Source organism: Enterobacter sp. PL_is379 (assembly GCF_055817355.1).
Map to the genome: position 1 here is coordinate 204,084 of NZ_JBVPGT010000031.1, position 16,977 is coordinate 221,060.

A 16,977-nucleotide genomic window follows, 5' to 3' on the forward strand; every position below is an offset into this window, starting at 1 on the left:
GGGGGAAAATATGCACCCTGTTTTCTCAGGCAGTGAAGCTGATTTTTACAGAGCGGGCACTGCGATCGCCCTCACCATGGTAAACAGCTTCGATATTGTTACCGTCCGGATCCAGAACAAAAGCGGCATAGTATCCGGGATGATAGGTTCGTTCGGCAGGTGCGCCGTTATCACGTCCGCCATGATTTAGTGCTGCGTGGTAAAACGCGTTCACCGATTCACGGTCTGCGGCCTGAAAGGCCAGATGGTGCCGTCCTGTAGGCACTCCGCCAGACTCCGAACTTATTACTGACGAAATGACCAGTTCGTCAGCCCAGATATAATCGTCATCGGTAATAACCATGGGGATCTTAAGTTCCGCCAGAACAGCAGTGTAAAACGTTTTGCTTGCGGCAAAGTCGTTTACCACGAGCTGGATATGGTCGATAAGTCTGCCACGATGCAGCGTATAGTTATCCATGGTTCATTTCCTTATTCAGATTCTGTCAGTCAGGTCTTTACCTGTGAAACTCAACAGAGGCACAACTCTACGTAATGCTTGTGTTGTTGAAAAAAAATACGTTAAGTTTTGTGCTCTGAACCCGACAGATATCAGAAAATCATTCCAGATTTGGTCTTTGTACAGAAATTGCTATTCCGTTATTCGCTTATGACCAGGCTCTCAATTGTCAGTTGTAATATAACGAGCAGGGATGAGATAAGAGCAAGCCATTTTACGGGGCGTAGTTTACGTTCAGGTATAGAGAGCGTGTGGAGTATGGCATGACGCTTCATTTTATTGAGTGGCATGCTGCCTCCTGAAAAGAGCCCCCTGCACAGGCTGCTAAACAATGAAAAAAGAATCATTCCACAACCAAGGCACTTATGAGTAAGGTTAATTGCCGTGGAGCTAACGTAACGGTCGAGGCGGTAAAAACAAGCCACAAGTGGCTAACCGTTTTCCTACCGAATTGACAGCGTCCTCCTGTAGAACTGTTCGTTTGTTAGCCAGAACAGGTTAACGGATAAAAACGGTATATCCATATCAAATAAGAGGTTGTTTAGCGTTTATTTAAAAAATACTAATCGAATAATGCGCGCTCGAATAATAACAAATTCGGAACTATCCAGAAATGCTAATTAATAGGTGCTTATGAGAACTGGAGAGATAACTCCTTCTGATGAGCCACAATGCAGTCTCATCCCGGTCAGGAGATTCTCAGGTTTAATAAGCATGATTAACCAGTACTGTAATGATGGCTCAACGTAAGACGCGTCAGTTTGCTGTTGACTCTCCTGTAAGGTAAGACTGTAAGGTCCACTTATTCATTCAGGGAGATAGTTACATGTATCAAATAGGGCTGTTTTCAAAGATCTGCCGTGTGACGATAAAAACGCTTCATTACTATAATGAAATCGGTTTACTTGTCCCTGCCTATATTAATCCTGAGAATGGTTATCGATTTTATACTTCTGATCAATTAATGAAATTCCATCAGATTGCGAGTTTACGTCAGCTTGGATTTACAATAACTGAAATAGTTACTCTTACTCAGGATGAAAATTCCTACCATATAATTGAACGGCGACGCCTTGAAATACAGAAACAAATTCGAGACATGAACGATATGCTCTCCCGAATTAACCACTATCTGCAACATAAAAAAAAGGAAAGAATTATGTTATATCAAGCTGTTTTGAAAGAGATCCCGGAATGTATTGTTTACTCCAAGCGTTTCATTGTTCCTGATTTTTCCTCTTATATCAAATTAATTCCGCCTATAGGACGAGAGGTTATGAAGGCAAATCCAGGTTTAACCTTAACTACCCCGGCTTATTGTTTCACTCTTTATCATGATAAAGAGTATAAAGAGAAAAGCATGGATGTGGAGTTCTGCGAAGCTGTTAATGATTTTGGTAAAAATGAAGGAAATATTATTTTCCAGATAATCCCTGCCATAACAGCTGTAACTGTAATACACAAGGGACCATATGATTCATTAAGAAATGCTTACATTTACCTTATGCAATGGGTTGAAGACAATGGTTACTTGTTAACAAATTCACCAAGGGAAAGCTACATCGACGGCATCTGGAACAAACAAGACTCCGCAGAGTGGATGACTGAAATACAGTTCCCTGTAGAGAAAGTTTAATCGAAATGCAGGCTGGCCCGGTTAAGGGCCACCTGCTGATAATCATTCAGATTGGAAATTCCCAGGCTGGCATTGTCGTCAGGTAACATTTTGCCTGCTTTTGTGCCCGACTTTTTGCCAGCAATCAAGGCAACCCTGTATCGCCTATGACCAGTGTTTAAGATTGCCGTTGCTGTCGCTGCAGTACGCACAATATTTATCACTGGCACTTTGTGCATCGGTTGAATACATCGCCATTCCGCAGGCCTGATTAAACCACTTGTGCTGTGTCATCATATGCTCCTTCAGTCAGTTGATTGTCTACTAAACATACAAACTTACTGCATGGTCTTTAACGGGTCAGATCAACAGCTCCTGATGGAACGGAACCACTATGAACATTGATTGAGCTCATTTACCCGATAAGCGCTATTTTGATAGGCTCGACTTAACTCGTTGACCATTTACAGGATTGTAACGTTGGAAATCTTTTTTTAACCCACTGAAAAGTATCTCTTAAATATTTTTCATACATAAAAATTCATGGTCCGTTCAGTACGGATCCGATTTTGTATGGGTTAAAAAAGGTACGTTATGAAAGTTACATGGACCGTCACGCCTGTGGGGTATCAGTGCATCGCGAAGCGGTGCCCTTCATGCAAAATTAAACGGGACTTCACGCCGTCAGGTGCTTTTCGGGTTAATTCTCAAAAGAAGTTGCTGGATGTATGGAGTATCTATAAATGCACACACTGCGATTACACCTGGAATATCTCCCTGTTTTCTCGTCTGCACGTCAGCAAAATTGACCGCCAGCTTTATCATCGGCTGATGAGCAACGATGCCGCCACGGTTCAACATTTTGCCTGTGATATCGCGACGCTGAAGCGGAACAACGCCGAGCTATCGGGTCGGCCTGATTTTCACGTTCAGGAGCGCTGGCCGTTAAGCATCACCGCCCACCAGCGGATCCACGTTAGTGTCAGGATCTCTCGTTCATTCCAGGTAAGTCTGCTGTCGATTTTGAAGCAGCAGCTCATGCTGAGCGCTGGTGAGATTCAGAGAAGGGTGGAAGCAGGGCAGATCGGCGGCGTTACGATGAAGATGCTTAAATCGAGAAAGCTGAAGGCTGGGGATTATAAGTTCCAACTATCTCTGGATGCGTTGTATGCCAGACGAAGGATCACTCTGAAACAACGATGAAAGTAAGAAGCTCACCTTGAGGTTGTTGGTATATAAATATCGTGGCCTTTCAAAGTAGTGAACAAAATACCAATAAAAAAGGTGAGCTTCAGCTTTTAATCATCAATCACCACTATCTGGATAGGCCTCCAAACAAAGTAAGAGAGGAGAAGGCTAAACTTACTCGCCTACTCAGGTAACAAGAGCGCTTTGTTAGCAGTACGCTCAACGCTGTAAATTCCAGAATGGCATTTTTTACAATGCTTGTTACCGACGTAATCTTCACTACAAAGAACGCAGAACCAGTGGGTAGGCGGGCTGGTCGAGGTATCGATCGCATAAGTGATCTGCCGCAATTTTTTAATACGGGCAGCTTCCTTCTCCATTGGGTCCACCCAGGCGCACTTCATTAGTTTATGGTGAGATATCGAGTGCTGAATATGCTCAAACCAAGGGCCTTCTTTCTCATCCCCTTTATGTAATATTAGCCTGCAGCCACAGCTGGCGCATGTCCAGTGCTCGTTGGTATTGGAGGCTTCAGCGGCTTCCTTAGCAGTGACATACTTGTTGTATATGTTGTTTGCCAGAAAGCATTTCAGTATGCGCATCCCGTCACCTCCGCAGTCTGGTCTGCTGCACTGGAGTGCGCCCGGCTGTAATCACCGGTGCGGCAGGTCATGCAGTACCGTTCGCCGTAGTAATCGCTGTCGCAGCCAGAACAGTGCCATTCGGCCTTGCGCACCAGCGGTAAGACATCCGGCACATAGCGACGCAGCATGCGCACCCGCCTGGCTTCCTTAGACTCAGGGCGTACATAGGGACAATGGTGGCGTCCGTTCTCCGTCAGGTTTTCCCATGTGTGCTCAAACCACGGGCGGTTAGTACCCCATTCAGGATGGAATAACAGAGCGCTGCCGCAGAGGTGGCAGGTGTAGCGGTCATAAGGGTGAAGCTGTGCAGTGGTTGCGCCCGTGAGACGCTGATTGCCGTCAAGGCCGATAAAGGATTTGGCGTATATCGTCATAGTATTAGTCCTTTGCCGTATGACGCGCAGAGCTAAGCCGTCCCGAGGAGGGCAGCAGTGGAGGTCATACGACTGGTGGTGTTAAATCAGATGGGGAATGTGATTGCGTTCGACAGGTTATTGACGGGACTGTGCAATGCGTTGCTGTAGCCAGGCTTCCACTTCGCTCTGAAGCCAGCGAGAACTTCTGCCCAGCTTAATGGGCTTTGGGAACGCCCCGTCTTTAATCAGTTTGTAGAACCATTTGTCCGTTAAGCCAGTGAGTTGTGTGATAAACGCCATATCGACAAATTTGTCGGTAAGAAGGCTGGCAGGTGTGGTCATCGTTTTTCTCCTTAAGTGAATGGGAGAAGGAGCCAGGTATGGTGAGCGCAGACTCCTTCAAACGATGTGGCACCGGCGTAATTTTTAACTGGCTTTTCGCCGCCTGCCTGCTGTCCGTGGCGCAGGAATTTTACTCAACTGGCAGATAACCCCCAGGCTTTTCTGTGCCTGCTTGCTGAGGTAGCTCAGGATGTACTGCATACCTCTGCGGCCCCTGGCATCGTCATAAGAGGTCACCCGTTCTCCTCGCACGCGATAATGTTCTTTAGGCTCACAACGGTGCGTGTGTCCTTCTCCCCATGTCACATACTTCCAAGTGTCCCTGAGTGCTTCAAAGACAGTCCAGACCTGGCGATGCTTCTGACCGTTGAGGTAAAACGCGGCGTGGATGTGAAAACCATGCTGTTCAGTTTGTTCCAGTACCCATGCGTAACCCACCAGCCCGTTGATATCCCCGCTGCGTTGAATCAGTAACGTGATATCCGCTACTGTCGAATGAATATCTCCCTGACCATGTGAATCGCTGTCCTGAAGGTAAGAGAAGTCCACCCGTAGCATCAGTAGCTTGGAATAACGCTCAAATAACTGGTCCTGATGTCGTCGTAGCTTTCGGCTCAGGGCTGTGTGCTGAACGTAACTGAGATTGATATCGGTCGTGTCGTGGTAGCTCATGTCTGATTCTCCATGTGAGTGTAATCGTCATGGGAATGGACACTGGCGTCAGTTTTGAAATGGGTGCAGGAGAGCGGTAAGTATCGCGGTACCCTGATGATTGCCGTGCCAGGGCATCGCTCATGGGAGTGGAGGGCTACGAAAGTGCTTCTCTATAAAATATCATTTTATTCCTTAATTAATTGATTTCGGCCCCATGGTCATGCACTTCAAGGCAGGAGCACTTGCTCATCTCATTGCGTTGACCTTGTCGGCACCTTCGCCAATTTTGACCAGATGATTTTTAAATTATCTTACCAACTACAGACTCTTCCCCGGACCTGACTCAGCAGCATAAGAGAGACGAGTTTAGGCCGTTTTTCGTTATACTACTGTGATAAATAGGCCAGAAAGAGGCGGAGAAGGCAGTTTGCAGAGCATTTTGGGCATAAAACCCAGTATTAATGGCATCTGTAAGTGAGGGAAATAATTAAAAAACGACAATATACGTCATAAAAGACGACGATTTATTGTATTAAAATCGAGCCATTTCATACTAAAAAACAAACATGATAAACGTCAAAATTCGTATAGTTTAAGTGTGAGAATTGTGTGATCGGACGAGTGACAATTTCGATGTTTCAGCGAGTTGGGAGGAGCGAGGGATGGCAGGCCTGAAGGATGACTTTAGAGTGTTTGACTTACGCCGGGAAGATCTGGCCTATGAGAGTCCTAACCAAAGGTGGGGGGAAATCAGCCATCAATATTTCTTTGTTGGGTTCGAGCGTCTGGAGGAGGATGAAAGGCCAGATAAGGAAGAAAAATCCAAAGCTAGCTTCAGGATGTTCGATATGCTGGACAAACTTTATCTGAACCAGGCGACCAGCGATGGGCAAGAGTTTAGAAGACCGAAGATGAAGTTTCGTGATTCTCAGCCAATCCACAGCGAACAGTTAGAGAAAAAGTGGAGAGATGCGCTTTTAAAAGCGATATCTGATAAAGAAAAGGCATTATCTTATCTCTGCGAGAACTATCGGAACGTTGTAAGAAAGCATCGTCAGGTTGAAATGTTGACTCTGAGTTTCTATTTACCTCTTGATAAAGGGGAGAAGATGCGGAACATACGGATTAAAAAAGATGACTCTCGTTTCAGACTACAACTCGCTGAACTTGAACGACGCTTTACCTTGATGAGGAAAAGGATAAATGCGGATCCGCTTTATAAAGCCGCCTGTGGTTATTCGCGAGTGATACTGATAAATGCTAGATTTGAGCCTTTCTATCTGGTGAATTTCTTTTTCAAAAAGCATCCAGACAGTCGGATAGACAGCTTTGTCTCATTAGACATTTACAGGAAATGGGTGCAATCGGGTAAGAAAGAAAACAAATCTGGTGAGCAGGTTGGATATTATTGCTTTAAGGATGCTTCCCGGCCACCTGTTCCAGAAAACAGTGGGCTATTTATTCGCAGGCCAGACCGAGTAACCGATGTTGGTCAATTTTCAGACCCAATCTCGTTGGTCTTATCAGAAGAAAGGAAATTCGAAAACAACCGCAAAGATTATCTGGCTTTCTTTCGCCTTCAGGCCCAAATCTATAATGTTATTCCAGGTGCACGAACCCTGACATGTTCTGACAATTTTACCTACATCAACGCAGCCGAGAAGAAACGCAGAAAAGCCAAAAAAGAAGACCTGAAGAAGAAATCCAAAACAGCATTCCCTATCACTGAAACTTCAGCTGTACCCGGAAATGATCTCTATGATAAAGAGGGCTCTCCCGAGTTGCTTTACCTGTTCGACGAATTTAATGATGACCTGCCTTCAAACCTTGAGGAGCATGTCTACGGGATTTTAAAAGAGGAGAAGCCGTAACAATACTTTGTGTGGCAGTTGAACGACGTCAGAAAATGAACCAGTGGCTATGGTTTCTCAGGCAAATGCGGTACATAGTTGCAAACTTAAACAGCCACCAGGTATCATTCAAGTCATGTTACTGGATAGTTCAACGTCTGCTATGAGCGAAGAGCAGACGATAAGCGCAGTTGACGTGGTAAGAAAAGGTATTCTCAATGAGCACTTGTAGACTGCAATCTATGTTTATTGGAAAATCCGAAATGAGGGTTTAAATTTTATTTAAGAGGGATTACATGCGTACTCGTCCAGCCTCTCGATTGATAGTCCTTTCGCCTGAAAATCAGGTTCTGCTCTTTAGATTCTGCCATAAAGATGATGCTCTGGAAGGAAAAACATACTGGGCAACGCCAGGGGGAGGACTTGAGCACAACGAGTCTTTTGAGCAGGCGGCGTTACGTGAATTATTTGAAGAAACAGGCCTGATAAGAAAAACTACGGGACCACAAATAGCCTCCAGAACCTTCCCTATGGTGCTACCAAGTGGTGAGAACGTTCTTGCTGAAGAACGTTTCTTTATTATTACTACGGATAAATTAGAAATTGACCGCTCAGGTTGGAGTAACAACGAAAAAGAAGTCATTAGTAATCACTATTGGTGGAGCTTAGAAGAGCTCAGACAGACCAATGAAACCATCTTCCCACTCGATTTGATAATTAACATACTTGAAGACTTCCCGTGCACTTAACACTCTGAAATGATCTGGATGTCCGCTCCTGGAACAAAGCGGACATTTATTACCTTTAAGTATAGCCTGTCTATTTAACCAATCTTCCAGCTTCAGGCCCGGTACCCTCCCAAACTCTCGCGTATTATTCGTCACCAGTACCGCGCCGACCGCAATGGCATGTCCGGCAATCGCCGTGTCGCTCGGACCGATCGGCGTCCCGGCGAGGAGCTGAGCCATATTTATCTCCGTGGTCGCATCCACCGCTGCGCGATCCTAGGGCAGGACGACATCGAGACTGGCGCAGATAGCGTCAGCCAGCTGCTGCACGTGAAGCGACTGCCAGGGTACGCCAGCCATCATGATGCGCTGTAGATCGGCCTCGCTGCGAATATTCATCAGTCGGCAGTATTCCTGGTTCTCGGCCAAGGAGCCCCCGAGGTCATACCAGTTTCCACGGTTCGCCTCTCTGCTGAATTTTTCCGGAACCAATTTCTGTCAAAGTAGGATCAGCTTCTCTGTAATATTAAGTGATTCGGTTAGCTGAGCGTATTGAGGATAAAGTGGCCCGGCATTCTGCTGCGCCTGTTCTGGAGGTACTGGTCCGGAGAGGATGGCCGTTAATGAACTGCTCAGATGAAAGGTTGTGGTTTCACCGTCTGAAAAGCAATAAACTGCAATGCATAACGTCTGATAAAAGTCTGTAATCTATAATCTGTCAGGCAGATAAATATCATCGGACATCTTTCATAAACTGATTGTTTTCAGAGGTAACATGCAGCCTCCCGACCTTCCAGGAAATGAAGAAGAAAGGCTTAAATCGCTTTATGTTACGGGGCTTCTCGATACCCGCGACGATGAGCGTTTTGAACGACTAACCCGCCTGGCCAGACGCATTTTTCAGGTGCCAGTGGCACTGATTAGCCTTCTGGATCGCGATCGTCAGTGGTTGCTGGCATGTGAAGGGCTTGGTATTCGCGAAACCCCTCGTAACATTTCGTTTTGCGGGCATGCCATTCTGCATGAGGGGCCTTTCATCATTCTTGATGCAGCAGCCGATAAGCGGTTCCACGACAATCCCCTGGTCACCGGTGAGCCCTATATCCGGTTCTATGCAGGACAGCCGGTTAGCCTGCCTGACGGCACGGTGGCCGGCACGCTGTGCCTGATCCACACTTCTCCCCGTACCTTTTCAGAGGATGACATTGCGTCACTCCGGGATCTGGCCTGCATTGTCGAGGATGAATTCCAGGCCATAAGCATGGCAATGACGGACAGCCTGACGGGCATTCCCAACCGGCGTGGGTTTTACAGTGCAGGAGAAAAAGTATTCCGCTCGATGAACCAGCATAATGCGACGTTCAGTCTTATCTATTTTGATCTGGATAAGTTCAAGCCGATTAACGATCTCTGGGGACACGCTGAGGGTGACGAGGTTCTTAAGATATTTGCAGCCTCTTTATATCAGCATCTTGAACCGGGAGAAATTGCAGGCCGTATCGGCGGCGATGAGTTTGTCGCACTTATTCGGCGAAACGGAAACACCCAGTCTTTTCTGAACGCGCTGAGTGCGAGTCTGGAGTACCATAATGAAACGTCAGGCAAACCCTACTATATCAATTATTCTTTTGGTGAGCTGATTAATAACGCAGACCAGTATGCGACGCTGGCGGAGATGATTGGTAAATGTGACGAAGTGATGTACCTGAAGAAAAAACGAAAAAATCTGTCACAGAAAACAGAACCGTGATACTTCCCTTCCCGGCTGAACTCCGGGCCCGGGGTTCAGGGGTACAGCAAAAAAGCATGATTTTTGATTTAAGAGCGCATAAGATCATTTATATTTACTTTATGTTCAATAATGCTTCATTCGCAATAATTTTGATTAATTAGTGTCTTATCTACATCAATTTCTCTTTTGTTTCCCTGAGATCCGAAAATTACCAGAGTCGGATCTTTGCCGGTGCGCCTCTCAAGAGCGCAGTATGGCTAACCCCAGAATTGGTCTTTTCGAATGTTTTTCTTGCAGGTGGACAGGCAGCTATGAGCGAGTAGCGGAAGCTCACAATTGTTATTACCGCGTAGGATGCATTACTAACGTTGCTATGTGTTAACGAACGGGGAGCGGGTCAAGCTAATCGAAAATGCAGGTCGAACCGATTTCAAATACAGGTCACAGCATTTATGCTGCTGCAATTGTTGGCAGAAATAAGTTGGCAAGCTCGATCTCGAAGGGGTGGACTGGAAAAAAAGCTGGTTGAGGTGGATTAAAATGGCTATGGAAGTTCACGGATTTATTATTTCGTCTCCGTTCGTGTTCGTCTGCGATGATAAGGTTTATAGCAGCCAATCGGGAAAAAACTGGACGGGCATATTTAGCCGTTACGGTACGCAAGCCTGGGGGAATGATATCTATGCTTCCCAGCGCGTTGAGCGGGATTGCCCGCCAAATCGTAACGAAGAAGTTCGTTTGGCTTTCCGTGGCGCAGTTATGCGCCACTTCAAGCTGAACTACACTCAAATCGAGGCATTCTTCCAGCGTCAGATCGACGAGGACAAGCAAATCCTGGTCGAAGGAAATTCGGTTAAACGCCATGTGGTTGGCCGTAGCAGCTACAACACAGGCAGTAGCTGCACGACTATATCTGCACCCGCGCCCGCTCCAGCCAAAAAGGAATCCCCCCATCCAGCGCTTAAACATGGTTGCCCAGCAAGTCGCCTGGAAGAATTCCTGACCTGGGAAAAAGCGCACCTTGGGATTTTGAATCGTGTCAAAATGCCCCAGCGCGTTGCCATGTTCCTGGGAACCTGGGAAGAACCGAAAGCGGTCGAACCTGAACCCCAGGCTGAAGAACCTCGGGCCGAACGGTCGCTGGTTGAAGAACGCGAACACAAAGAAGATGTACCCTTCTATGGCCGTCGCCGTCGTGATCAGGGGAAATTCCGTGAAGATGTGATGCTTAACTGCGGTGGCCGTTGTGTCTACACAAATGCCATTGCGGTACGCTGCGAAGCCGCACACCTTAAAGCCCACGCTCGCAAAGGTGGCGCGAGCTTTAAAAACGGTCTGCTGCTGCGCGCTGATATCCACAAGCTCTTTGACGCGGGACTATGCGCCATCGATCCGCGCACGCTTAAACTCTGGTTCGCGCCAGATTTGGTAAAAAAAGACGCAGATCTCGCGGCCATTGATGGGATAACGATGCGCAAAACGCAGCTCCCTATCAACAAAGACAACATCGAAGACCGCTGGGATGCCTTCGTTAAGATCTTGCTGGCATGATTAACTGGTCACAAATGTCCACTCCTGGCACGAAGCAGACCCACATAACTAATTCACTAGCCTTCATTCAGTGTTCGCTTAAACCGATCGTCAGAGCTGAGATCTAAAATTTAGTCAGTTATATATCATCTTAATGAATTCCTTTACCTTTCTCTTCAACAGGCCATCTCCACCGGATGGCCTTTTTTATCCAGAGGCCAGCATGAAACATCTCTCGGGCTACGCCCTTATCCGCCGTCACCTGCGGCGCTATCCACGCTCACTACGACAACATTTGCTGAAAGAACTCAATCAGCTCGTCACGTACGAACCCGTGATTGGCATTATGGGTAAAACCGGCGTCGGTAAGTCCTCGCTGTGTAACGCGCTGTTCCGCAGTGAAGTCTGCGCAGTCAATGCGGTGGAAGCCTGCACCCGTCAGCCTCAACGGGTTCGTCTTCGCTTTGGCTCTCACTATTTGACGCTGATTGACCTGCCTGGTGTAGGAGAAAGCCTGCAACGTGATGATGAGTACCGCGAACTTTATCAGGAACTGATGCCACAGCTTGATATGGTGCTGTGGGTGTTAAAGGCGGATGACCGCGCCTTCTCGGTAGAGGAGCAGTTTTATCAGGCTGTTTTTGCCGGGTACAACGGGCCACTGCCTCCATTGATATGGGTACTGAATCAGGCGGACAAGACCGAACCGGCAGAGCAATGGAACTGGTCTTCCGCGCAACCCTCAGCGCTGCAGGCTGAACATATTGCTCAGAAACAACAGGCGGTCGCCCGCCAGCTGGGAATTGCAGAGCGTGATGTACTGGTCATCTCCGTCAGGGGGCGTTACCGGCTGTCGCGCCTGGTGGAGGCCATGATTACCCGTCTCCCAAAGCAGACCCGCAGCCCGCTGGTACCGCACCTTCAAACCGGCTATCGCACACAAGTCGTTATCAGCAGCTCCCGCACCGGCTTTGGCGAGGCGGTCGTGGAGGTGATTGACCGCATCATTGATTTGGCCCCGCTGCCGCAAGTTGCCCGCTCGGCTCTTCAGGCCGTGACGCATACCGTGGCCCGCGCCGCCCGCACGATCTGGTCCTACTTCTTCGGTTGACTTTCTCCGTACGTCCCACATTTCGATAAGTTTTTTCGTTCATACACGATCGAAATTCTCGATCGACCCGATCGGATATCTTCATTATCCAGGCGAAAAAACCGCTTATAAAATCCCCTGGCAGACATTCACTGAGTAAGCGCGACAGCGCACCTGTCGCATCACAAGGAGCAAATATGAACATGTTCTCTGCTGCCGCCGCCGTAATCACATTACTGGCAGGCCTCGTCTCATCTGCGGTAAGCGCAGAAAATGACGCCATCAAAGTCGATATCCAGAAAAGTGGCTGGGAGTGCAATGACTGTGTCTACGTCACTGTGACTGCCCGCACGGAGCGGATTCAGATAAAAAATATCGATGTAAACCGGGGCAAATGCCCGCAGCTGAAGCAGGGCGTGACCACCATTCAGGGTCAGAAGATGGAGGGGTGGTGGCCCAATAAAGACCCGTTCACGCCCCGTACGATGCAGTTTGCTGACAGTCTGACCTGGCGATTTGGCAACACGCTCTGGCAGAAGGGTATTACCTGCAATGTTATTGAAGCCCGGATATTCACTGACCTGGGTGTATTCACTTACAGCTGAAACCATGATGAAAATAAAACAAACGACCCAAAAGATTGTCTCGTTGCTGATACTGGCCTGCCTCGCAATGAGCGCCGATGTGTCTGCGGCACCCGCCGGGAATGAGTCCCGACTAATTACAGATGAGGCCGGATATCTGGTCTGCCATCGGTGTGGCCCGGAACACAAGGACAGCTATCTAATAGCGGAGTATCCTGCGGGCTCGCGGGAGAAATCCGTGAATTATCACCTCGTCCGGGATATGAGTCGCTACACCTTTCTGATGTCTTCGGATGCCCCGGCGACTGCGGCGAATCAGACGCCGGATTTCTGGTACATCGATAAGCAATCATCCACCCCGGCGCTGAACAGCATTGTCTTTGACGACGATAATTCGGCACTGTCATCCGCAGAGCACATCACCGTGACAGAGGCTGACGGCCAGACCCGGCTCAACGTTATCTGGGCGAACGGGAAGCGGAACATCTTCATTCTCGATAATCCTTAAACCCCATCAGATCAGCATCACACCCGACGCCCTGCTCATTCGAGTGGGGCGTTTTCTTTTGTGCCTTCAGATAAGGAAACAACCATGAAATTAGCCAGCCGTTTTGGTGCGGTGAACCTCGTTCGCCGTGACCGCCCGCTCACCCACGAGGAGCTGGCGCACTATGTGCCGAGCGTGTTCAGTGAAGACAAGCATGAATCCCGCTCAGAACGTTATTCATATATTCCGACCATCACCCTGCTTGAAAACCTGCAGCGTGAAGGGTTCCAGCCCTTCTTTGCCTGTCAGACCCGCGTGCGGGACCCCAGCAAACGTGAACACACCAAACACATGCTGCGCCTGCGCCGTGAAGGGCAAATCACCGGTAAGCAGGTGCCGGAAATTATCCTGCTGAATAGTCATGATGGGTCCAGTTCCTATCAGATGCTGCCGGGACTGTTTCGTGCTGTTTGTCAGAATGGGCTGATATGCGGGGAGAGTTTTGGAGAAGTACGTGTGCCGCATAAAGGCAACGTGGTGGAGAAAGTCATTGAAGGGGCTTATGAAGTGCTGGAGATATTTGACCGGGTGGAGGAGAAGCGCGATGCCATGCATTCACTCCTGCTACCGCCACCTGCTCAGCAGGCGATGGCGAAAGCGGCACTGACTTACCGTTTTGGGGAAGAGCATCAGCCGGTCACGGAGTCACAAATTCTTGCGCCACGCCGCTTGCAGGATGAGAGCAATGACCTGTGGACCACGTATCAGCGCATTCAGGAAAACCTGATTAAAGGCGGTCTGTCCGGTAGAACGACCAAAGGCAAACGGGCCCATACCCGCGCAGTGAAAGGCATCGATGGGGATGTGAAGCTCAATCGTGCCCTTTGGGTCATGGCTGAAAACATGCTGGAGCTCGCATCATGACCGCGCAGAAACAAAAGGGCCAGAGCCTGCTTCCGGCCGGACCTTTTACCCGCCAGCAGGCGGAGTACGTCAACGCGGCATACCAAAACATCTTCATCGAGGATGACCAGGGAAGCCATTTTCGGCTGGTCCTGCGCGATGCGGATGGCCGGATGGTTTGGCGAGCCTGGAACTTTGAACCGAAGGCCGGGACCGGGCTTAATGCGTACATCCGGGACTACGGCATCCTGCAGGGCCCTCTCAGCCGCCTGCCTTATTAACCACATTGCCACGCTTTCATTTTTCCCCTGACCCGCCAGCCTGAACCGCTGGCTTTTTTATTACCGGAGAAACCCATGAATGACACCACAACTGAACTCACCATTTCCGTCGCTGTTGTTGCCGATGAGTTACGCATCGGCTTCTGGCCGCAGCACTTTGGCTCCATCCCGCAGTGGATAACCCTTGAACCTCGCATTTTCGCCTGGATGGACCGGCTGTGTGTCGATTATCACGGCGGTATCTGGCGCTTTTCGACGCTCAGTAATGGAGGTGCTTTTATGGCTCCAGAGTCAGAGAGCGATGAGAAGTGGTCATTGTTCAACAACATGAACGGCAATGGCGCAGAGCTTACCAGTGAAGCTGCAGGGATAGTCGCGTGCCTGATGGCATACAGCCACCATGCCTGTCGTACCGAATGTGACGCGATGACTGAGCATTATTATCGCTTACGTGACTACGCGCTGAACCATCCGGAATGCAGCGCCATTATGCATCTCATTGACTGAGGCATACCGAACATGAATACCGCAATATCCCCACCGTTATCGCAGCCTGAACTCTTTCCGGTGTCGGTCATGGCTCAGCATGGTTGCCTGCTCCCCGCGACATCCGGATTGACACCCTATGCCCAACGGACCATTCGCCGGGCTATCAACCTGCTGGATAAATATCTGCGCCAGCCCGGCATATCTTTTACCTCAAGTACTGCTGCCCGTGACTGGCTTCGGTTACTGCTGGCAGGACAAGAACGGGAAGTGTTTATGGTGCTCTATCTTGATAATCAGCATCGTTTACTGGAGAGCGAAACGCTGTTTGCCGGTTCAGTTAACCATGTCCAGGTCCATCCCCGCGAAGTAGTTAAGTCAGCGCTTCGCTTAAATGCTGCAGCTGCCGTGCTGGCGCATAACCATCCATCCGGTGATCCCGAGCCCAGCCAATGCGATCGCAATATTACGGGCAGGCTTAAAGATGCCCTGGCACTGGTTGATGTGAACACGCTCGATCATCTGGTCATCGGCTCAGAGGGCATTGTGTCGTTCGCGGAGCGAGGCTGGATATGAAAATCATCAGTAAACGCCAGGCAATGACCCTGTACCGGCAACATCCTGGCTCCCGGCTGTTTCGCTTCAGTACAGGAAAATATAAATGGTCAGGTAGTATCTGCCATTATGCTGGCCGCGAGGTGGAAGATATACGCGGCGTTCTGGCCGTATTTGCTGAACGCCGTCAGGACCGCAATGGTCCCTATGTCATTCTTCGAAGTGTCACTCTCAATTAATCTTTCCCTTTAATCAGGAACAATAATGAACAATCACTCAGAATCTGGTGACAAGCCGGAGAATCCAGCCTGCCAGCAGTGGGGGCTAAAGAGTACGATCACCCCCTGTTTTGGAGCTCGTCTGGTACAGGAAGGCAGCCGGGTGCATTTTCTCGCTGACCGCGCCGGATTCAACGGTACTTTCAGCGACGAGCATGCGTTGCGCCTCGACCAGGCCTTTCCGTTGATACTCAAGCAGCTGGAGCTGATGCTCACCAGCGGAGAACTCTCCCCCCAGCATCAGCACTGTGTCACCCTATATTACAACGGGCTTACGTGCGAAGCCGATACACTTGGTAGTTGTGGCTACGTATACATCGCCATTTATCCCACTCAACGTTAATTACTTTCACGAGAGAAAAAATGAAATTTCTACCTGCAACAAATATGCGGGCGGCGAAGCCATGCCAGTCGCCTGTGACTATCTGGCAAATGCTGCTTGCACGCCTGCTGGAACAGCATTATGGCCTGACACTCAACGACACACCATTTAGTGATGAGACGGTAATTCAGGAACATATCGATGCCGGTATATCTTTGGCCGATGCTGTTAATTTTCTGGTGGAAAAGTACGGGCTGGTTCGTACCGATCGCAGAGGGTTTAGCTGGCAAGAACAAACGTCATATCTCACGATTATTGATATCATGAGGGCCCGCTGCGATCTGGGTTTATTAAATCATAATTAGTCTGATGCTAATGGTGTCGCTGCTTTCGCAGTATGCTTGCCATTTGCTATCATCTCGCTTCCTGCTGATTTATCGACAAAGGTAATTACTTGAATTCAAAGTCTCTGTGCTTTGGGGGTATCTTTGGGGGTATAAGTTAAGATATAACTTGAAAATTCTGTATTTTTCAGGTACTTGTTTGGTTTGTTCTACTCCCTTCGCCCGCTCCAATCTCCTGATAAATCAATAAGTTATGATTTAGCAGTTAGTTACGTTGCCCCGCTTTAGCAGGTACAACTTAAACTACCCATTGTTCTACACCCGCACCTGTCGCGTGATTGGTCTGTGGTACAAGGGAGCATATCATCACGCTGGCGGTGGTTCCAGGTTCTTACCGCGACAGCAAAACAACGAACAAAAAGCCGCATACCTGGCATAACTCCCGAACAGATTGATCATACGCATTTAAGCCCGATGTGCGGCCTTGTGGCTGCGTAAACAGGTGTGTA

21 protein-coding genes and 2 pseudogenes are annotated in these 16,977 nt (G+C 48.7%); 16 read left to right on the forward strand and 7 right to left on the reverse strand.

Annotated elements, in window-relative coordinates; genetic code table 11:
* Positions 1–25 precede the first annotated feature (25 nt).
* Positions 26–460 (reverse strand): VOC family protein, encoded by a 435-nt coding sequence (locus AC0TOY_RS17440; RefSeq protein WP_236948529.1) that lies wholly within the window; start codon positions 458–460, stop codon positions 26–28.
* Positions 461–1,325: 865 nt separating this feature from the next.
* On the opposite strand from AC0TOY_RS17440, the gene AC0TOY_RS17445 reads away from it, so the two are divergent.
* On the forward strand, positions 1,326–2,135 hold the full coding sequence (locus AC0TOY_RS17445; RefSeq protein WP_236948528.1) for a MerR family transcriptional regulator: 810 nt from the start codon (positions 1,326–1,328) through the stop codon (positions 2,133–2,135).
* 46 nt (positions 2,136–2,181) lie between these two features.
* Here AC0TOY_RS17445 and AC0TOY_RS17450 read toward each other — a convergent pair.
* Positions 2,182–2,408: pseudogene (locus tag AC0TOY_RS17450) on the reverse strand (hypothetical protein).
* A 300-nt stretch (positions 2,409–2,708) separates the two neighbouring features.
* Here AC0TOY_RS17450 and AC0TOY_RS17455 point away from each other — a divergent pair.
* A complete protein-coding gene (locus AC0TOY_RS17455; protein WP_236948527.1) occupies positions 2,709–3,317 on the forward strand; it encodes a DUF1062 domain-containing protein in 609 nt (202 codons plus the stop codon).
* 167 nt (positions 3,318–3,484) lie between these two features.
* On the opposite strand, the gene AC0TOY_RS17460 is transcribed toward AC0TOY_RS17455, so the two are convergent.
* The 4 genes from AC0TOY_RS17460 to AC0TOY_RS17475 form a co-directional block, all read right to left on the reverse strand.
* Positions 3,485–3,904 (reverse strand): putative zinc ribbon protein, encoded by a 420-nt coding sequence (locus AC0TOY_RS17460; protein ID WP_236948526.1) that lies wholly within the window; start codon positions 3,902–3,904, stop codon positions 3,485–3,487.
* Positions 3,892–4,320: a zinc-ribbon domain-containing protein gene (locus tag AC0TOY_RS17465; RefSeq protein WP_236948525.1), complete on the reverse strand. Its 429-nt coding sequence runs from the start codon at positions 4,318–4,320 to the stop codon at positions 3,892–3,894. The genes AC0TOY_RS17460 and AC0TOY_RS17465 overlap by 13 nt, the downstream gene beginning before the upstream one ends.
* Before the next feature lie 117 nt (positions 4,321–4,437).
* Positions 4,438–4,644: a helix-turn-helix transcriptional regulator gene (locus AC0TOY_RS17470; protein WP_101880614.1), complete on the reverse strand. Its 207-nt coding sequence runs from the start codon at positions 4,642–4,644 to the stop codon at positions 4,438–4,440.
* Between the two features lie 84 nt (positions 4,645–4,728).
* Positions 4,729–5,316: a YagK/YfjJ domain-containing protein gene (locus AC0TOY_RS17475; protein ID WP_248165645.1), complete on the reverse strand. Its 588-nt coding sequence runs from the start codon at positions 5,314–5,316 to the stop codon at positions 4,729–4,731.
* A gap of 644 nt (positions 5,317–5,960) precedes the next feature.
* Between AC0TOY_RS17475 and AC0TOY_RS17480 the strand changes: the two genes are divergently transcribed.
* Both AC0TOY_RS17480 and AC0TOY_RS17485 read left to right on the forward strand, forming a co-directional pair.
* Positions 5,961–7,169: a hypothetical protein gene (locus tag AC0TOY_RS17480; protein WP_208692434.1), complete on the forward strand. Its 1,209-nt coding sequence runs from the start codon at positions 5,961–5,963 to the stop codon at positions 7,167–7,169.
* Between the two features lie 275 nt (positions 7,170–7,444).
* On the forward strand, positions 7,445–7,897 hold the full coding sequence (locus tag AC0TOY_RS17485; protein WP_221865536.1) for an NUDIX hydrolase: 453 nt from the start codon (positions 7,445–7,447) through the stop codon (positions 7,895–7,897).
* A 75-nt stretch (positions 7,898–7,972) separates the two neighbouring features.
* Here AC0TOY_RS17485 and AC0TOY_RS17490 read toward each other — a convergent pair.
* Positions 7,973–8,200, reverse strand: a pseudogene (locus AC0TOY_RS17490) (PIN domain-containing protein); the annotation flags it as partial.
* A 451-nt stretch (positions 8,201–8,651) separates the two neighbouring features.
* Between AC0TOY_RS17490 and AC0TOY_RS17495 the strand changes: the two are divergent.
* From AC0TOY_RS17495 to AC0TOY_RS17550, 12 genes are all read left to right on the forward strand, one after another.
* The gene (locus AC0TOY_RS17495) at positions 8,652–9,626 is read left to right on the forward strand and encodes a GGDEF domain-containing protein (protein WP_196520870.1); all 975 of its coding nucleotides are present in this window, start codon (positions 8,652–8,654) and stop codon (positions 9,624–9,626) included.
* Between the two features lie 522 nt (positions 9,627–10,148).
* A complete protein-coding gene (locus tag AC0TOY_RS17500; RefSeq protein WP_248165648.1) occupies positions 10,149–11,159 on the forward strand; it encodes an HNH endonuclease signature motif containing protein in 1,011 nt (336 codons plus the stop codon).
* Positions 11,160–11,361: 202 nt separating this feature from the next.
* Positions 11,362–12,249, forward strand: a complete 888-nt coding sequence (locus AC0TOY_RS17505; protein WP_048294087.1) for a GTPase family protein — start codon at positions 11,362–11,364, stop codon at positions 12,247–12,249.
* 176 nt (positions 12,250–12,425) lie between these two features.
* Positions 12,426–12,833 carry a hypothetical protein gene (locus AC0TOY_RS17510; RefSeq protein WP_048294088.1) on the forward strand — a complete coding sequence of 136 codons (408 nt, stop codon included), beginning with the start codon at positions 12,426–12,428 and terminating at the stop codon, positions 12,831–12,833.
* Between the two features lie 217 nt (positions 12,834–13,050).
* Positions 13,051–13,320, forward strand: a complete 270-nt coding sequence (locus AC0TOY_RS17515) for a hypothetical protein (RefSeq protein WP_473722250.1) — start codon at positions 13,051–13,053, stop codon at positions 13,318–13,320.
* An 84-nt stretch (positions 13,321–13,404) separates the two neighbouring features.
* Positions 13,405–14,223, forward strand: a complete 819-nt coding sequence (locus tag AC0TOY_RS17520) for a DUF932 domain-containing protein (RefSeq protein ID WP_048294090.1) — start codon at positions 13,405–13,407, stop codon at positions 14,221–14,223.
* Positions 14,220–14,483, forward strand: a complete 264-nt coding sequence (locus tag AC0TOY_RS17525; protein WP_048294091.1) for a DUF905 domain-containing protein — start codon at positions 14,220–14,222, stop codon at positions 14,481–14,483. Before AC0TOY_RS17520 ends, AC0TOY_RS17525 begins: the two co-directional genes overlap by 4 nt.
* 75 nt (positions 14,484–14,558) lie before the next feature.
* A complete protein-coding gene (locus AC0TOY_RS17530; protein WP_048294092.1) occupies positions 14,559–14,990 on the forward strand; it encodes an antirestriction protein in 432 nt (143 codons plus the stop codon).
* A gap of 12 nt (positions 14,991–15,002) precedes the next feature.
* Positions 15,003–15,545: a RadC family protein gene (gene radC, locus AC0TOY_RS17535; protein ID WP_248165654.1), complete on the forward strand. Its 543-nt coding sequence runs from the start codon at positions 15,003–15,005 to the stop codon at positions 15,543–15,545.
* Positions 15,542–15,763, forward strand: coding sequence for a DUF987 domain-containing protein (locus tag AC0TOY_RS17540; protein ID WP_012543032.1), 222 nt, complete (start codon positions 15,542–15,544; stop codon positions 15,761–15,763). The genes radC and AC0TOY_RS17540 overlap by 4 nt, the downstream gene beginning before the upstream one ends.
* A 25-nt stretch (positions 15,764–15,788) precedes the next feature.
* A complete protein-coding gene (locus AC0TOY_RS17545; RefSeq protein ID WP_236948519.1) occupies positions 15,789–16,145 on the forward strand; it encodes a type IV toxin-antitoxin system YeeU family antitoxin in 357 nt (118 codons plus the stop codon).
* A gap of 20 nt (positions 16,146–16,165) precedes the next feature.
* Positions 16,166–16,489, forward strand: coding sequence for a TA system toxin CbtA family protein (locus AC0TOY_RS17550; RefSeq protein ID WP_236948518.1), 324 nt, complete (start codon positions 16,166–16,168; stop codon positions 16,487–16,489).
* Positions 16,490–16,977 lie beyond the last annotated feature (488 nt).

Bases quoted from the DNA above. Each gene is read 5' to 3' on its own strand.
- AC0TOY_RS17445 (WP_236948528.1), top strand. From the start codon at position 1,326: ATGTATCAAATAGGGCTGTTTTCAAAGATCTGCCGTGTGACGATAAAA.
- AC0TOY_RS17485 (WP_221865536.1), top strand. From the start codon at position 7,445: ATGCGTACTCGTCCAGCCTCTCGATTGATAGTCCTTTCGCCTGAAAAT.
- AC0TOY_RS17525 (WP_048294091.1), top strand. From the start codon at position 14,220: ATGACCGCGCAGAAACAAAAGGGCCAGAGCCTGCTTCCGGCCGGACCT.
- AC0TOY_RS17520 (WP_048294090.1), top strand. From the start codon at position 13,405: ATGAAATTAGCCAGCCGTTTTGGTGCGGTGAACCTCGTTCGCCGTGAC.
- AC0TOY_RS17510 (WP_048294088.1), top strand. From the start codon at position 12,426: ATGAACATGTTCTCTGCTGCCGCCGCCGTAATCACATTACTGGCAGGC.
- AC0TOY_RS17440 (WP_236948529.1), bottom strand. From the start codon at position 460: ATGGATAACTATACGCTGCATCGTGGCAGACTTATCGACCATATCCAG.
- AC0TOY_RS17495 (WP_196520870.1), top strand. From the start codon at position 8,652: ATGCAGCCTCCCGACCTTCCAGGAAATGAAGAAGAAAGGCTTAAATCG.
- AC0TOY_RS17550 (WP_236948518.1), top strand. From the start codon at position 16,166: ATGAAATTTCTACCTGCAACAAATATGCGGGCGGCGAAGCCATGCCAG.
- AC0TOY_RS17480 (WP_208692434.1), top strand. From the start codon at position 5,961: ATGGCAGGCCTGAAGGATGACTTTAGAGTGTTTGACTTACGCCGGGAA.
- AC0TOY_RS17505 (WP_048294087.1), top strand. From the start codon at position 11,362: ATGAAACATCTCTCGGGCTACGCCCTTATCCGCCGTCACCTGCGGCGC.
- AC0TOY_RS17465 (WP_236948525.1), bottom strand. From the start codon at position 4,320: ATGACGATATACGCCAAATCCTTTATCGGCCTTGACGGCAATCAGCGT.
- AC0TOY_RS17530 (WP_048294092.1), top strand. From the start codon at position 14,559: ATGAATGACACCACAACTGAACTCACCATTTCCGTCGCTGTTGTTGCC.
- AC0TOY_RS17455 (WP_236948527.1), top strand. From the start codon at position 2,709: ATGAAAGTTACATGGACCGTCACGCCTGTGGGGTATCAGTGCATCGCG.
- AC0TOY_RS17475 (WP_248165645.1), bottom strand. From the start codon at position 5,316: ATGAGCTACCACGACACGACCGATATCAATCTCAGTTACGTTCAGCAC.
- AC0TOY_RS17500 (WP_248165648.1), top strand. From the start codon at position 10,149: ATGGCTATGGAAGTTCACGGATTTATTATTTCGTCTCCGTTCGTGTTC.
- radC (WP_248165654.1), top strand. From the start codon at position 15,003: ATGAATACCGCAATATCCCCACCGTTATCGCAGCCTGAACTCTTTCCG.
- AC0TOY_RS17540 (WP_012543032.1), top strand. From the start codon at position 15,542: ATGAAAATCATCAGTAAACGCCAGGCAATGACCCTGTACCGGCAACAT.
- AC0TOY_RS17545 (WP_236948519.1), top strand. From the start codon at position 15,789: ATGAACAATCACTCAGAATCTGGTGACAAGCCGGAGAATCCAGCCTGC.
- AC0TOY_RS17460 (WP_236948526.1), bottom strand. From the start codon at position 3,904: ATGCGCATACTGAAATGCTTTCTGGCAAACAACATATACAACAAGTAT.
- AC0TOY_RS17470 (WP_101880614.1), bottom strand. From the start codon at position 4,644: ATGACCACACCTGCCAGCCTTCTTACCGACAAATTTGTCGATATGGCG.